We start from the raw sequence: 14526 nt of genomic DNA on the forward strand, positions 1-14526 counted from the left end.
TTCAGGCAGTTAGCCCCGACATTGGGAAGCATGAACGGGAGCGCACCGCGCGTTACCGCCGTGCTCGGGCCCACCAATACGGGCAAAACCCATCTCGCCATGGAGCGGATGCTCGGTCATGCCAGCGGCATGATCGGCTTCCCCTTGCGCCTGCTCGCCCGCGAAAACTACGAGCGGGTGGTCAAGGCGAAGGGCGAGGGCGCCGCCGCCCTGGTGACCGGCGAAGAGAAGATCATCCCGCGCTCGGCGCGGTATTTCATCTGCACCGTCGAATCGATGCCGCTCGACAAGCCGGTCGCGTTCGTCGGCATCGACGAGATCCAGCTCGCCGCCGACCGCGAGCGCGGCCATATCTTCACCGACCGGCTGCTGCATGCCCGCGGCATCTCCGAGACCATGTTCATGGGCGCGGAGACCGCCTCGCGCTGGATCCGCACGCTGGTGCCCGGTGCCGAGTTTATCCAGCGCCCGCGCTTCTCGAGCCTGAGCTATGTCGGGCCGAAGAAGCTGACCCGCCTGCCACCGCGCTCGGCGACGGTCGCCTTCTCGGCCGCCGATGTCTATGCGATCGCCGAGCTGATCCGCCGGCAGCGGGGCGGCGCCGCGATCGTGATGGGTGCGCTCAGTCCGCGCACCCGCAACGCGCAGGTCGAGCTCTACGAATCCGGCGAGGTCGATTACCTGGTCGCGACCGACGCGATCGGCATGGGCCTCAACATGGACGTGCAGCACGTCGCCTTTGCTTCGCTGCGCAAGTTCGACGGCATCACGCCGCGGCCGCTGACCAAGGCGGAGATCGCGCAGATCGCCGGCCGCGCCGGCCGGCACATGGCCGACGGCACCTTCGGCACCACGGCCGAGGTCGGTCCGATGGATCCCGAAGTGGTCGAAGCCGTGGAGAACCACCGCTTCGATCCGCTGCGCCATCTGATGTGGCGCAATTCGCGTTTGGATTTCCGCAGCGTCATCACGCTGCAGCGGAGTCTCCAGGAACGTCCGCCGGTCGATGGCCTCATTCGCCAGGGCAGCGCCGAAGACCACCAGGCGCTGGAACTGCTCTCCAAGGATCCGGAACTGGCGGAGCTCGCGGTCGGCCGCGAGCGCGTCGAGCTGCTCTGGGAAGTCTGCCAGGTCCCCGACTTCAGGAAGCTGATGGCCGATGCGCATATCCGGCTCCTGGGCCAGCTCTACCGGCATCTGACCAAACTTGGCACGCTGCCCGACCAATGGGTCGCCGACCAGGTGGCGCGGCTCGATCGCGTCGACGGCGACATCGACCAGCTGACCGGCCGGATCGCCCATATCCGCACCTGGAGCTACGTCGCCCACCGCGCCGACTGGGTCGTCGATCCTAGGCACTGGCAGGGCCGCACCCAGGCGATCGAGGACCGCTTGTCGGAAGCCCTGCACCAGGCGCTGACCCAGCGCTTCGTCGACCGCCGCCATGCGGTGCTGCACCGGCGCCTGCGCTCCGGCGACGAGATCGACGGCGCGGTCAACGACGACGACAGCGTCACCGTCGAAGGCCACACCGTCGGCCGCCTGGTCGGCCTGCACTTCCAGCGCGCCGCCGATGCCAAACCCGACGAGGTGCGGGCGCTGCTCGCCGCCGCGCGGCGCATCCTCGATCCGGTGGTCGCCGCCCGCGTCGCCAACCTGGTGGCCGAGACCGATCGCGATCTGCGGCTCGATCTGCGCGGCCGGATCTCCTGGCACGGCGCCGAGATCGCGATGCTGACCGCCGGCGACACGCCGCTGAGGCCCGGCCTCCGCCTGCTGCAGGACGATCTGCTCGAGGGCCGCCAGCGCCGTGCGGTCGAGGAGCGGCTGAAGGCCTTCGTGGAATCCGAGATCCGCCGCCGCCTCAGGCCTCTCCATCTCGCCGGCAAGGCGGACCTAACGCCGATCCCCCGCGGCATCGTGTTCCAGCTGATCGAGCATCTGGGCGCCTTGCCGACCGAGCGTTTGCAGGAATCGCTGAAGGGCCTCGGCGATGCCGATCGTGCGGCGCTGGCTAAGCTCGGGCTGCGCTTCGGCCGCGAGACGGTCTGGATCGGCGGCCTCGGCGACAAGCGTCAGCGCAAGCTCTTAGGGTTGCTGCTGGCCGTGCATCGCGGCCACGCGGCTGCGGAGCCGGATGAAGCGGCTTTGCTCGCTGTCGGCAAGCGCCGGATCGGCGGTAAGGTCTTCGAGTTCGGCGCCCTGGAACGGGTCGCGGCACTGCTCCGGCGTCGCGCCAAGGCCGGTGCGATCAGGGCCGATGCCGAGACTGCCGCTGCCTGCCGCCTCGACGTGAGCGAACTCGAGCCGGTGATGCGCGCGCTCGGCTATTACGCGCGTCATCCGCACAAGCCCGAGGAAGGTGCCCCGCGCACCTTCGCCAAGCCGCGACGCCGCCGGCCGGCCCCGCCTGCCGAGCCGCGTGCAGGCTCGCCCTTCGCCGCTCTCGCTGGAATGAAATTCAAGCGATGAGCGATATCCAGGAGGCATCACTGCGCCTGGACAAGTGGCTCTGGCACGCCCGCTTCGCCCGCACCCGCTCGCTGGCCGCGAAGCTGATCGCCGGTGCGCGCTTCCGAATCAACGGCAACCCGACCGAGAAGGCGCATCACGCGGTGCGGCCGGGCGACGTCCTCACTTTCCCGCTCGGGCCGCATATCCGCGTCATCAAGGTGCTGGCCCTTGGTGTCCGCCGCGGCCCGGCGCCGGAAGCGCGGCTGCTCTACGAGGACCTCGAGCCGCCGCAGCCGAGCCCGTCGCCGCCGAAGGAACCCTCCGTCGCCATCCGCGCGGAGGGTACCGGCCGCCCGACCAAGCGCGAACGCCGCCAAACCGATCGCCTCCGATCCGACGAATAGACCGGACGCGGTCCGCAACATTCCCCTGACCGCAGTGTGCGCTGTCCCGGTCATTGCGGGCGGGGAGGGGCTATGCTAGCTAGCCCACCTGCCTGTCCAATCACCCGGTTCCCGCAAGAGCCGGTGTAGTTTCGGAGTTGCCCAAATGGCTTATGTCGTCACCGAGGCCTGCATCAAGTGCAAGTATATGGACTGTGTGGAGGTCTGCCCGGTCGACTGTTTCTACGCCGGCGAGAACATGCTGGTGATCCATCCCGACGAATGCATCGACTGCGGCGTCTGCGAGCCGGAATGTCCAGCCGATGCCATCCTGCCGGATTCCGAGAGTGGAATGGAGAAGTGGCTGGAAGTTAACCGCGAATATGCGACGAAATGGCCCAACATCACCCGGAAGGGCGCGGCGCCAGCCGACGCCGATCAGTGGAAGGGCGTGCCGGACAAGTTCGAGAAGCATTTCAGCGCTAATCCAGATAAGGTTTGACATTTCAGTTACTTAAGGCGGTTGGGGGACGCGCCGCTAGGTCTGGATTCCGCAGCCCGTTAAGCACCGGTGCGGCCTGCGCATAGCTGCGTTTCCTTGAATTCCAGCCCCCTTTCTGGTATATATTTCGCGTAGGTCGTTCGGGCGGTTTTCGGCGGAAAAGTTATTAATTTCCGCGCCGTCCAAGCCTCAAATCGGGGATGACGCAATTCGGATAGGCTCTATCCGGAGAGGCGTTGCTTGTGCCCCGCCATGGGCCCTGCGTGGGTCTGGCTTCGGTCGGACCAGTGAGTTCAGGGTGCCCGGGTGAGGAACGATCTTGCGTCGGCTGATGGTGGCCGCCGCCCTGCCTGTTTTAGGCCTGATGAATCGGATTGGGAGCGAAACGTGGTCGATAAGAAGAAGACAGTTGCAAAGGCGACTCCGGCAGTGAAGGCGGTCCCCGCGGTGAAGGCCGTGCCGGCGGCATCGGCCAAGGCGAAAGACAAGGACTCCGGCTTCAAGAAGGGCGACTTCGTCGTGTACCCGACGCATGGCGTCGGCAAGGTGCTGGGTGTCGAGAACCAGGATATTTCCGGCCACACGCTCCAGGTCATCATCATCAGCTTCGACAAAGACCGCATGACGCTCCGCGTTCCGGTCGCCAAGGCGCGGAATTCGGGCCTGCGCAAGCTTAGCTCGCGCAAGGTGATGGAGACGGCGCTGGCGACCCTGAAGGGCCGCTCGCGGGTCAAGCGCGCGATGTGGTCGCGCCGCGCCCAGGAATACGAAGCCAAGATCAATTCCGGCGACCCGGTGTCGATCGCGGAAGTCGTCCGCGACCTGCATCGCAACGCCGACCAGCCGGATCAGTCCTACAGCGAGCGGCAGATCTATCAGGCGGCGCTCGACCGCCTGGTGCGCGAGCTGGCGGCGATCGATGGGATCGACGAGACGCAGGCCACCCAGCGCCTGCATCAGGTGTTGAAGGCGGCCTAGAGCCGCCGCTCTCGAGATCGGCGGGGTTAAGTCAGCCTCGCCGGCGAGCTCTCTCCTCGGAGAGGCCCCCAGCGGTCCCAACCGCAAGCGACGGATGGCATCACCGCTTCCCCAAGCGGCGTCATCCGTCGGGGGTGTCCGATTTCTGTATCCTCAATCCGATGTTGGCGCGATCACGCCCTCGCTGCGTGCCGTCTTCGCGGCCTGCAGCAGCGTGTAGAGTCCGCAGAGCATAATCACCGCGGCGCCGCCGATCGTGATGGCATCCGGCAATTCCTGGAACAGCAGGAAGCCGAAGGCGGTGCCCCAGATCAGCTGCGAATACATGAAGGAGGAGACCAGGGCCGCCGCCGCATAGCGGAAGGCGAGGATCAGCAGCAGGTTGCCGAGACCGGAGCAGGCGCCGGTCGCCGCCATCAGCCCGAAATCCATCGCATCGGGCATGCGCCAGTCGCCGAGCGCGAAGGGCAGGCTGATCACGAACAGCATGACGAAATAGACCAGCAGCAGCGCGCCGCTGGATTCGGTCTTGGCGATCCGCCGCAGCATCAACATCGACAGCGCGAAGAGCGCACCCGAAGCCACCATCGCCAACTGGCCCCAGCCCATCCGATCGCCGCCGACCGCGCCGAAATCCGGCCGCATGATCAGCACCACCGCGCCGAAGCCGATCACCACCGCGACCCATTGGCGCCAGCCGACATGCTCGCCGAGCAGCGGAGCCGAGAGCGCGGTCACCAGGAGCGGCGTCATGAAGGCGATGGTGTAGGCATCCGCCAGCGGGATCAGCGAAAAGGAAACGAAGGCAAGGACCAGGCTGGCGGCGCCCAGAGTGCAACGCACCACGACCAGGCCAAGCCGGCATGGCCGGAGACTGGCGAAGCCTTCCCACAGCACCAGCACCGGCAAGGCGGTCAACAGGGCGAAGACCGCGTCGATGGCGGCGATCTCGAAGACCGTATAGCGTGCCGAGAGGAATTTGGTGAGGGCGTCCGCAGTCGCGAGCACCGCGAAAGCGAGAAAGCCCAGGCCGGTGCCGAGCATCGTCCGGTCTGCGTGACCGCGCATGCGAAAGTCCCCGATACGCCCTTCGGCGGAACCAACCCGCCCCGGCTTGCATATAACCGAACGAGGCGGCGCGGTCAGTGCAGAAATGCCGGGCAAGCTGATAAGCTGCGATTCGCGCGACTCGAGCCCGATCTGGCGAGCGATTCGCGCCCGCATCGAAGAGACGGAGCAGATGCAGGACGCCGCTCAGGAGCCGGAAAAGTTCGCGGTATTGCGCCGCGCCAAACGCGTCTGGGCGATCTCGCCGGTGCATGGCGACATGATGCGGCTGCGCGCACTCCATGCCTTCATCGAGCCGCTGTTTGAGCCAGGCGACCGCATCGTCTATCTCGGCGGCTACCTCGGGCGCGGGCATGACGTGGCCGGCACGGTCGATGAGTTGATCGCTTTCCGCCGTCAGATCATCGCCCGTCCGGGCATGTTCGCCTATGACGTCGTCTATCTGCGCGGCCAGCAGGAGGAGATGTGGTCGAAGCTGCTGCAGCTCCAGTTCGCGCCCAACCCGAAGGAGGTGCTGCCCTGGATGCTGCAGCACGGCGTCGGCGCAACCATCACGGCCTATGGCGGCGATCCGGCCCAGGGCATCATCCATTGCCGAGAGGGCGCCATGGCGATCACACGCTGGACCAACAGCTTGCGTGCCGCCATGCAGGCGAAACCGGGCCATGCCGCGCTGATGTCCTCCACCCGCCGCGCCGCCTATACCGACGACCAGGGCCTGCTCTTCGTCCATGCGGGCCTGGATCCCGAGCGCCCGCTCTCGGCGCAGGGCGACAGCCTCTGGTGGGGCAGCCCGGGCTTCGCGCAGCTTAATCACCCCTACGGCGAATTCCTGCGGGTGGTGCGCGGCTATGATCATGCGCATCAGGGGCCGAGCGCCGGCCCGTTCACGTTGACCATCGACGGCGGTTGCGGCTATGGCGGCAAGGCCCTGGCCGCCTTGATCGATCCCAAGGGCGAGTTGCTCAATCTCGTGGAGGCGTGACGCTCCGCGTCTCCGTGTCCTCGCCGCCCAGGCGATAGACCTCCATCGGCGGCGCGCGCTCGACCACGGCATGCCGGCCCAGCGGCTGCTGCGGGATCTCGACCGGCAGTCGGCCGGCGACGTCGGCGCTGGCGACGATGATCACCTCGGAATGCCCGTCGTCGATCTCCTTGGCGAACTGCTCCAACCGCTGCGCCACGTTCACCGTCTCGCCGACCAGCGTGTAGTTGATCCGGCCGGTCGCGCCGATATTGCCAGCCAGCGCGGTGCCGGTGTGAAGGCCGATCCGCACCCGGATCGGGTTCAGGCCCTTGCGCTTGCGCCGCGCGTTGTCGGCCCGGAGGCGCCGGCCCATCTCGACCGCGGCCCGCGCCGCGCGCTCGGCGTGGTCGCCCTGCGCGGTGGGGGCGCCCCAGAATGCCATCACGGAATCGCCGATGTACTTGTCGATGGTGCCGCCTTCCGCCTCGATCGCCTCGCCCAGGATCTCGAAATGCCGGTTGAGAAATCGTGCCAGCGCCGCAGGCCCTAAGCGATGCCCGATTGCGGTGAAGCCGATGATGTCGGTGAACAGCACGGTCACCTCGCGCTCCTTGGCGGTGAAGGATTCCGCGCTGTCCGGCTCCATCAGCGCCGGTACCAGGGTGCGGGGCACATAGGTCGAGAGCCAGGTGAGGCCCGAGCGCATGCCGTTATAGGCTTCGGCGGCGACGTCGAATTCCCTGAGCCAGCTCCCCTTGAGCTGAGGTGCATTGTCGAAGTCGAGCGCGCTCAGTTGACGGGCGGCGCGGGCATAGCCGTGGATCGGCCGGGCGAACAGCCAGCCGAGTCCGACACCCGCCAGGATCGCCACGGCCAGCATGATGAGCGAGACGGTGAGCGCCTTGAACAGGTTGCTGTAGACATCGGTGAGGGCCGATTGCGGGACGGCGACCAGCACGGTCCAGGGATGCATGTCACTGATCAGGTTGCGATAGACGAAGAGGTATTCTTCAGCGGGTCCGACCCCCTCGCAGACCCGGAAATTCGCCCGTGCGCTGATGAAACGCGCCGCCTCGTCGTCGCAGCTGTCCGGCTGGAAGCCCCGGAGCAGCGGGTCCTGGAGGTCGGCAATCTCCGGCAGTGGCTTTTCTTCCGTGGCGACGTAGCTGCCATCGGCGACCTCCGGGTGCACCAGCACGCGGCCGTCGCCCATCAGGACGAAACCGGGCAGCCCGGAATTGCCGGTCTGAATGAGGATATGCTTGGCCATGGCGCGGGGCGAGATCAGGGCGGTGATCACGCCGATGATCCGGCCGTCCTTGCGCAGCGGCGCCACGAAGGGCACTCCACTCGAGTGAATGCCCTTGGCGTAAATCGGTGGCGCCCAGCCCGGCTTGTCCATCGACGCCCCGCTGCGGAGTGCCAGGCGGAACATCGGATTGCTGACCTCGTTCTCTACCGCCGTGGCGAAGGCCTCGCCGTTGACGTCCCGCGCGGCCGAAACCACGTGCAGGTCGGCCCGGATGAAGGCCACGGCAAAGATCTGCGGCGCCGAGGCGAGCGACCCCAGCAGCAGGTCAGAGATCCGCTGGTCGTCGTCGATCCGCACCTTGCCGGAGAGGATATACCCCGACAGGAACTCTCCTTGCTCCTCGGCCGGCCGCATCTCCTGGCGCACCGCTTCCTCGATGCCGGTCAGGGCCGCATCGCCGCGGTCGCGCGCATAGGTGTTGGTCGCGCTGAACGCGGAATAGAACAGGCGGAAGCCGATCGCGCCGGCAGTCAGCGTCACCAAGCCGCCGAACACCAGGGCGAACACCAGCCAGATCGGTGCCCGATACCGCTTCACGGAAAAGCCTCAGGGTGCCGCCGCGGCCCACCCTCTCTTCTCGTCAGTCGCGCGCTGCGAAACCGCGCTGCCACTCGTGACCACGATCTTGACCTTCTGCCCGGCCTGCAATTGATCGCTCGGACCGAGATGGTTGAGCACGCGGAACCAGCCCACGGGATCGTCCTCGACCTGCATCTGCTGCGAGAGCGACGCCACCGTGTCGCCTTCCCGGACGGTGATGACGCGGAGTCGCTTCGGCGCATAGCCGGAAGCCTCCTCGGCGCTGATATTGCGGAAGCTCTGCGCCGAGGCGATAAACTGCCGGTCTGCGGCGTTGAAGTTGGCGGGCGGCGTCGCATACATGAACCGGTAGACCGTCTTGGCGCTTTGGCGGATCGCCACCATCCTGATCGCAACCGGCGTGCCGTTGATGCTGCCCTTTGCAATTCCGGTCGCGGCTTCCATGCCGTTCACCTCGAAGGATTGAACGTCGGCGACCGTTGCCCCCTCTTGCCATTGCGATGCGACATACTGCTCGAGCGACCCGCTCGGCGCCGAGGGCGCCAGGTCGAACACCATCGCCGCGCTCTGGCTCTGGCCGACCACCGCCTCGGGCGAGTTCTGCAGCTTCATGCCCGACGGCGCCTCGAAGGCGAATTTTAGCCCCGGATGGATGAAGGTCGTGCCCTCGATCACGCCGTCGCGAGGATCCGGCCCCCAAGCCATGCCGTCGATCTGCTGCAGGAAGCGGTCGCGGTTGATGACGGCGCCTTCGACCGGGACATTGGCCTCAGCAATGGCGCGCTGCACGCGTTCGGGGGTCCGCGGGTGCGACTGCTTCATGCTGTAGGCGTCGGCCGCCGCCTCGTTGCCCGCGATCCGGGCTTCGAGATGGGTCTCGTTGTTGAGGCTTTCGAGGAAGGTGGCCATGGCCTGCGGGTCGTAGCTCGCCCTGGTTAGGTAGCGCACGCCCAGCGAATCCGCCTCGAATTCCTGCTGCTGCGAATAATGCCCGAGATAGTTGGCGCCGATCTCGCCCGCCGCCGCGCCGGCCAGTTGCTGGCCGGTATCGCCGCCGATCCATTGTCCCAGGATCTGCGCAGCGATGGCGCCGTATTGTGCCTTCTGCGCCTGGCCCATGCGTTCGGCAGTGTGCCGGGCGTTGACATGGCCGATCTCATGGCCGAGCACGCCCGCGATCTCCGCCTCGTTGTTGGCGAGCGTCAGCAGGCCACGGGTGATGTAGACATAGCCGCCCGGCAGCGCGAAGGCGTTGATCTGCTCGCTGTTGAGCACCGTGAAGGTATACTGCACGTCCTTGCGCTCGGCATTCGCGGCCACGGCATTGCCCAGCTGGGTCACATAGGCGTTGAGGTTCGGCTTCTCGCTATAGGCGCCGCCGAACTCCGCCAGGATCTTGGGATGCTCCTCGGCGCCGATCTGGTTCTCCTGCGCTTCCGAAATCGGCGACAGGAACTGCCGGCCGGTCGCCGGGCTGGTTGCGGTGGCGCAGCCGGCGAGGGCGACCGATGCCGTCGCGAGGAGCAGGGCGGCCGAGAGAACCTTGCGGGGATCGGCCATGCGGGTTTCGGAGGAACGGCTCATGGGGGTCAAGTCTCCAGCACTTCGATCTGTTCCGGGTGACTGATATCGATTCTCGGACCGTCAAAGAGGTCGAGCCAGCCCCGGCACCGAATCGGCTTCGAGGTTAACGAAGAGACATCAAACATCGCCCGGTAGAACAGGTCCAGGGCTGGCTTTTTCAGAACCAGGGTCAGATCGGTCTCGCGCGCGGGGCCGAAATTTACGTAACCGATGCCGCCGGCCAGCGCCGCCGCGAAGACCTGGCCCTCGATGATCTGGTAGCTGCCAGCATACTGCTCGAGCTGCGGATCGTCGGCCAGGCGCACCGCGAAAGCCGGATGCCGCCAGATCCCTTGCGCGGCGGCGCGGGCTTTTGCTTCCAGCGCCAGCAGCATCCTGAGCCCCGCCCGGTTGCGGCCGTCGCCCCGCACCCGCGCATGCCCGGCGACGACCAGGGCCGCCTGCAGCCAGTCGCCCTTGCTGTTGAAGACCTGCGCCAGGCGCCGGCCGTAGCGGTCCTGCTTGCCGGCGTCCAGGCGGAGTGCGATCGGTTGTGCTGCGATCAGGGACTTCAGCGCGTCCTCGCTCTGCGCCGCCAGCCCGGCCATGGCCGCGTCACCCGGGGCCAGGCCCGGCTTCGGGGTTTCGATGCCGGCAAGGCGCAGTGTCGTGCCGTCCCCGAGCTGCAGCGTATCCCCATCGATGACGGAGGCGACGGTGGCGGTTTCCGGCGGCGACAGCCCCGTCAGGGCGGGAATGTCTTGGCCACGCGCCGGCCGGTCGGAAAGGACAAGGAGTCCGCCGATAATCAGGTTGAGCAGGCCGCGCCGGGACGTGTAAGAAGGCTGATCCACCCTCAAGTTCCCCCTCAAATCACGCGGAATCATCGCTGATGGCGAGCAAAGACCTGTACCCCGAAATCGAGCCCTTCGACACCGGCATGTTCAAGCTGGATAGCCTGCACCAAATGTATTACGAGCAGTCCGGCAATCCCAAGGGCAAGGCCGTCGTGTTCCTGCATGGCGGGCCGGGGGCGGGGGCCAATGCCACCCATCGCCGCTTCTTCGATCCCAGCTTTTACCGCATCATCATCTTCGACCAGCGCGGCTCCGGCCGCTCGCGCCCTTTGGGTGAGATCCGCGACAACACCACGCCGCTGCTGATCGCCGACATCGAGAAGCTGCGGGAGCATCTCGGCATCGACAAATGGGTGGTGTTCGGCGGCTCGTGGGGCTCGACGCTTGCCATCGCCTATGCCGAGCATCATCCCGACCGGGTGCGAGCCTTGGCGCTGCGCGGCATCTTCCTCTGCCGCAAGTCGGAGATCGACTGGTTCCTCTACGGCCTCAGGGAGTTGGCGCCGGAGGCCTGGCGCAACTTCTCGGGTCATATCCCGGAAGCCGAGCGGGGCGATCTGCTGACCGCCTATCACAAGCGCTTGATGCACCCCGACCCGGCGGTCCATATGCCGGCGGCGCGGGCCTGGAGCGTCTACGAGGGTTCCTGCTCGACCCTGCTGCCGAGCCCGGAAACGGTGCGGGCCTTTGCTGGCGATGTGCTGGCGCTGGGGCTTTCGCGGATGGAGGCGCATTACTTCAAGAACGACATCTTCCTCCCCGAGAACTTCCTGCTTCAGAACGTCGATAAGATCCGCAAGATCCCGACCGTGATCGTCCAGGGCCGCTACGATCTGGTCTGCCCGATCCGTACCGCCGATGAGCTGCACCAAGCCTGGCCGGAAGCCACCTATCAGGTGATCCCCGATGCTGGCCATTCCGCCATGGAGCCCGGTATCCGCGCCGCGCTGTGCTCGGCCATGGACCGCTTCAAGGACGTCGCCTAGGCCCTCGGAGGGCGCCGCGCCGAATGCCGCGACCGGCCGTCGCGGCGCGCCGGCGCCTGGGAACTCGGGCTCATGCCTCGAGTTGTGATCCCAGGCGCGCGCCCGTGATACAGCGAGCGATCAAAGGCCTGTGTCCTGCCTGAAGAAAGCCACCGAGTCCCTTGAAAATGGACCGGAAAAAGCCGAATCTGCTGCGGTGCGGTAACGTGCTCAACCGGCAGACAAGCCGGGGCATCGAAGTCGCAATTGCCGGGAATACAAGATGCGGTTGTCCAATTGGCTGATCGGCCTCGTCGCTGCGGCCATTTTTGCCGCGGCTTGGGTTCTGATGAACCGGCCGGTCGAGCAGGATCCCTGGCAGGGCGACATCGCCGGCTTCTCCTATTCGGCCTGGCGCCAGGACCCGAACACGCTCGCCAAGCGCGAGCCGACCATCGATGAGATCAAGCAGGACCTGCAGCTGATCGCCGGCCGCGCTCGCTCGGTCCGCACCTACGAAGCGACCGGCATCAGCGCGCAGATTCCGGCGCTCGCCAGCCAGTATGGCTTGAGCGTCACCGCGGGCGCCTGGATCGACAAGAACCAGGAAAAGGACGAGGAAGAAGTCCGCAACGTCATCGCGATCGCCAACAAGGTCGGCTCGGTCAACCAGGTGATCGTCGGCAACGAGAGCCTGCTGCACAACCTGGTCGAAAAAGCAGACCTGATCCGCTACATCCGCGAGGTGAAGGCGGGCACCGATCTACCGGTCTCGACCGCGGAGCCGTTCCACGTCTGGCTCGACCCGAAGAACGCCGATCTCGTTAACGAAGTCGACTTCCTCGCGGTGCACATCCTGCCGTTCTGGAACGGCGTCCCGGCCGACAAGGCGGTGGACCAGGTGATGGTGCATTACAACGAGCTCCGCAAGGCCTTCCCAGACAAGCGCATCCTGATCGCCGAAGTGGGCTGGCCGAGCGAGGGCCTGACCCGCGTCGACAAGAGCGGTGCCTATGGCGGCGAAGGCGCAGTCGCGTCGCCGATCGAGCAAGGGCGGTTCCTGCGCCAGTTCCTGGTCGAGGCCAAGAAATCCGACCTCGACTACAACATCATCGAAGCCTTCGACGAGCCCTGGAAAATCAAGACCGAGGGCGGCGTCGGCGCCTATTGGGGCATCTGGAACGCCGACCGCGAGCTGAAGCCGGCGCTGCAGGGCACGCTCGTGAACTACGCCAACTGGCAATGGCTGGCGATCGCCACGCTCGCACTGGGTCTGCCCTTCGCGATCTGGATGATGCGCGGCGAATTAGGCCTGACGCGGATCGGCCGCTTCTTCGTCGCCCTGCTCGGCTGCGGCAGCATCATGATCGGCGTCTGGGTCTATGCCCAGTACAGCCAGCTCTATCTCACTTGGCTCGACATCGTGGCGCTGGTGATGATCGCGCCGGCGATCCTGCTGCTGCTGGTCATCTTTCTGGTCGAGGGCCTGGAGATGGCGGTCAACCTCTGGCTCGGCCAGACCATGCGGCGCCTCGCCCCGCCGCCGGTGCCGCGGCGCTGGAAGACACCGAAGGTCTCGGTGCACGTGCCCTGCTACAACGAGCCGCCGGACATGATGATCGAGACCATCCAGGCGCTGGAGCGGCTCCAGTATCCGGATTTCGAAGTTCTCATCATCGACAACAACACCAAGGACGATGCGGTCTGGAAGCCGGTCGAGGCCTATATCAATTCGCTCGGTCGTCCGAACTTCAAGTTCTTCCACCTGCCGAAATGGCCGGGCTTCAAGGCCGGCGCGCTGAACTACGCGCTGACCCAGACCCATCCCGATGCCGAGGTGATCGCGACCATCGACAGCGACTATATCGTGCGCGCGAACTGGCTCTCCGATCTCGCGCCGCATTTCGCCGACCCCACCGTGGCGCTGGTGCAGGCGCCACAGGACTATCGCGACGCCGCCGGCGATCTCTTCAAGCGCATGTGCTTCTGGGAATATGCCGGCTTCTTCTTCCTCGGCATGAAGACCCGCGACGAGAAGAACGCCATCATCCAGCACGGCACCATGGCGCTCATCCGCAAGTCTGCGCTGGTCCAGGTCGGCGGCTGGGCCGAATGGTGCATCACCGAGGACGCGGAGCTCGGCCTCCGTCTCTTCGAGGCCGGCCACCGCGCGGTCTACACCGAGAAGAGCTACGGCAAGGGCCTGATGCCGGACAGCTTCGTCGCCTATAGGAAGCAGCGCTATCGCTGGGCCTATGGCGCGATGATGATCATGAAGCGGCATTGGCGCGAGCTCCTGCCCTTCGGCCAGTCGAAGCTCCACCCGCAGCAGCGCTACCAGTTCCTGGCGGGCTGGCTGCCCTGGATCGCCGATGGCTTGCAGCTCTCCTTCATCCTGCTGGCGCTCGCCTGGACCGCGGGCATGATCCTTGCCCCCAACATGATGCAGCCGCCGCTGACGCTCTATCTCATCGTCACGCTCGGCATGTTCTTCTTCAAGGTCGGCAAGTCGCTCTGGCTCTATTCCCAGAAGGTGCCTTGCGGCTTCCTCGACAATCTCGGCGCCTCGATCGCGGGCCTTGCGGTTTCCTATTCGGTGGCGAAGGCAGTCTGGCGCGGCACCTTCACCAACAACCTGCCGTTCCACCGCACGCCGAAGATGGAGAACGCGCCCGCCTTCGTGCGCGGCTTCGTCGATGCCTGGGAAGAGACCTTGATCGCCGCCGTGCTGATCGGCAGCGGCGTCTGGGTGGTGATGACCCGCGGCGCCTGGGAGCCGGCCGCCTTCCTCTGGGGCATCCTGCTGTTCGTGCAATCGCTGCCCTTCGTCTCGGCGCTGATCATGTCGATGATCGCCGTCCTGCCGAAGAAGGAAGCGGAACCGCTGCCGGGCATCGCGCTCGGCACCGAACTCGGCCGCGCGAAATAGAGGCGAGG

General features: G+C 66.2%; 11 protein-coding genes. 7 read left to right on the plus strand and 4 right to left on the minus strand.

All coding sequences use genetic code 11. The features are described 5' to 3' along the window. Positions 1-30: 30 nt before the first annotated feature. The 4 genes from ACYQ4T_RS17875 to ACYQ4T_RS17890 all read left to right on the plus strand — a co-directional run bounded on the left by ACYQ4T_RS17875 (position 31) and on the right by ACYQ4T_RS17890 (position 4317). The gene (locus ACYQ4T_RS17875; RefSeq protein WP_459856947.1) at positions 31-2472 is read left to right on the plus strand and encodes a helicase-related protein; all 2442 of its coding nucleotides are present in this window, start codon (positions 31-33) and stop codon (positions 2470-2472) included. Then, complete coding sequence (locus tag ACYQ4T_RS17880) at positions 2469-2858, plus strand: RNA-binding S4 domain-containing protein (RefSeq protein ID WP_459856949.1); 390 nt, start codon at positions 2469-2471, stop codon at positions 2856-2858. Before ACYQ4T_RS17875 ends, ACYQ4T_RS17880 begins: the two co-directional genes overlap by 4 nt. A 145-nt stretch (positions 2859-3003) precedes the next feature. After that, positions 3004-3339 carry a ferredoxin FdxA gene (gene fdxA / locus ACYQ4T_RS17885; protein ID WP_459856951.1) on the plus strand — a complete coding sequence of 112 codons (336 nt, stop codon included), beginning with the start codon at positions 3004-3006 and terminating at the stop codon, positions 3337-3339. Between the two features lie 456 nt (positions 3340-3795). Next, on the plus strand, positions 3796-4317 hold the full coding sequence (locus ACYQ4T_RS17890; RefSeq protein ID WP_459858059.1) for a CarD family transcriptional regulator: 522 nt from the start codon (positions 3796-3798) through the stop codon (positions 4315-4317). Positions 4318-4470: 153 nt separating this feature from the next. Here the strand turns inward: ACYQ4T_RS17890 and ACYQ4T_RS17895 are convergent, their stop codons facing one another. Further along, complete coding sequence (locus tag ACYQ4T_RS17895) at positions 4471-5385, minus strand: DMT family transporter (RefSeq protein WP_459856953.1); 915 nt, start codon at positions 5383-5385, stop codon at positions 4471-4473. Positions 5386-5557: 172 nt separating this feature from the next. On the opposite strand from ACYQ4T_RS17895, the gene ACYQ4T_RS17900 reads away from it, so the two are divergent. Further along, a complete protein-coding gene (locus ACYQ4T_RS17900; protein WP_459856955.1) occupies positions 5558-6370 on the plus strand; it encodes a hypothetical protein in 813 nt (270 codons plus the stop codon). Here ACYQ4T_RS17900 and ACYQ4T_RS17905 read toward each other — a convergent pair. Genes ACYQ4T_RS17905 through ACYQ4T_RS17915 form a run of 3 tightly spaced genes read right to left on the minus strand, consistent with a single transcriptional unit; the run spans position 6351 to position 10621 of the window. Then, a complete protein-coding gene (locus tag ACYQ4T_RS17905) occupies positions 6351-8201 on the minus strand; it encodes an adenylate/guanylate cyclase domain-containing protein (RefSeq protein WP_459856958.1) in 1851 nt (616 codons plus the stop codon). The genes ACYQ4T_RS17900 and ACYQ4T_RS17905 overlap by 20 nt on opposite strands. A 9-nt stretch (positions 8202-8210) precedes the next feature. Next, positions 8211-9788 carry a M48 family metalloprotease gene (locus tag ACYQ4T_RS17910; RefSeq protein ID WP_459856961.1) on the minus strand — a complete coding sequence of 526 codons (1578 nt, stop codon included), beginning with the start codon at positions 9786-9788 and terminating at the stop codon, positions 8211-8213. A gap of 5 nt (positions 9789-9793) precedes the next feature. Continuing rightward, complete coding sequence (locus ACYQ4T_RS17915; RefSeq protein ID WP_459856963.1) at positions 9794-10621, minus strand: thermonuclease family protein; 828 nt, start codon at positions 10619-10621, stop codon at positions 9794-9796. Positions 10622-10659: 38 nt separating this feature from the next. Between ACYQ4T_RS17915 and pip the strand changes: the two genes are divergently transcribed. Then, positions 10660-11610: a prolyl aminopeptidase gene (gene pip, locus ACYQ4T_RS17920; protein ID WP_459856966.1), complete on the plus strand. Its 951-nt coding sequence runs from the start codon at positions 10660-10662 to the stop codon at positions 11608-11610. Between the two features lie 262 nt (positions 11611-11872). Further along, positions 11873-14518: a glycosyltransferase family 2 protein gene (locus tag ACYQ4T_RS17925; protein WP_459856968.1), complete on the plus strand. Its 2646-nt coding sequence runs from the start codon at positions 11873-11875 to the stop codon at positions 14516-14518. Positions 14519-14526: the final 8 nt, after the last annotated feature.

It is taken from the genome of Dongia sp. agr-C8 (assembly GCF_054658695.1).

What these genes read in the sequence shown, in the direction of transcription:
- ACYQ4T_RS17875 (WP_459856947.1), top strand. Translation starts at nt 31, where the DNA reads ATGAACGGGAGCGCACCGCGCGTTACCGCCGTGCTCGGGCCCACCAAT.
- ACYQ4T_RS17880 (WP_459856949.1), top strand. Translation starts at nt 2,469, where the DNA reads ATGAGCGATATCCAGGAGGCATCACTGCGCCTGGACAAGTGGCTCTGG.
- fdxA (WP_459856951.1), top strand. Translation starts at nt 3,004, where the DNA reads ATGGCTTATGTCGTCACCGAGGCCTGCATCAAGTGCAAGTATATGGAC.
- ACYQ4T_RS17895 (WP_459856953.1), bottom strand. Translation starts at nt 5,385, where the DNA reads ATGCGCGGTCACGCAGACCGGACGATGCTCGGCACCGGCCTGGGCTTT.
- ACYQ4T_RS17900 (WP_459856955.1), top strand. Translation starts at nt 5,558, where the DNA reads ATGCAGGACGCCGCTCAGGAGCCGGAAAAGTTCGCGGTATTGCGCCGC.
- ACYQ4T_RS17910 (WP_459856961.1), bottom strand. Translation starts at nt 9,788, where the DNA reads ATGAGCCGTTCCTCCGAAACCCGCATGGCCGATCCCCGCAAGGTTCTC.
- pip (WP_459856966.1), top strand. Translation starts at nt 10,660, where the DNA reads ATGGCGAGCAAAGACCTGTACCCCGAAATCGAGCCCTTCGACACCGGC.
- ACYQ4T_RS17925 (WP_459856968.1), top strand. Translation starts at nt 11,873, where the DNA reads ATGCGGTTGTCCAATTGGCTGATCGGCCTCGTCGCTGCGGCCATTTTT.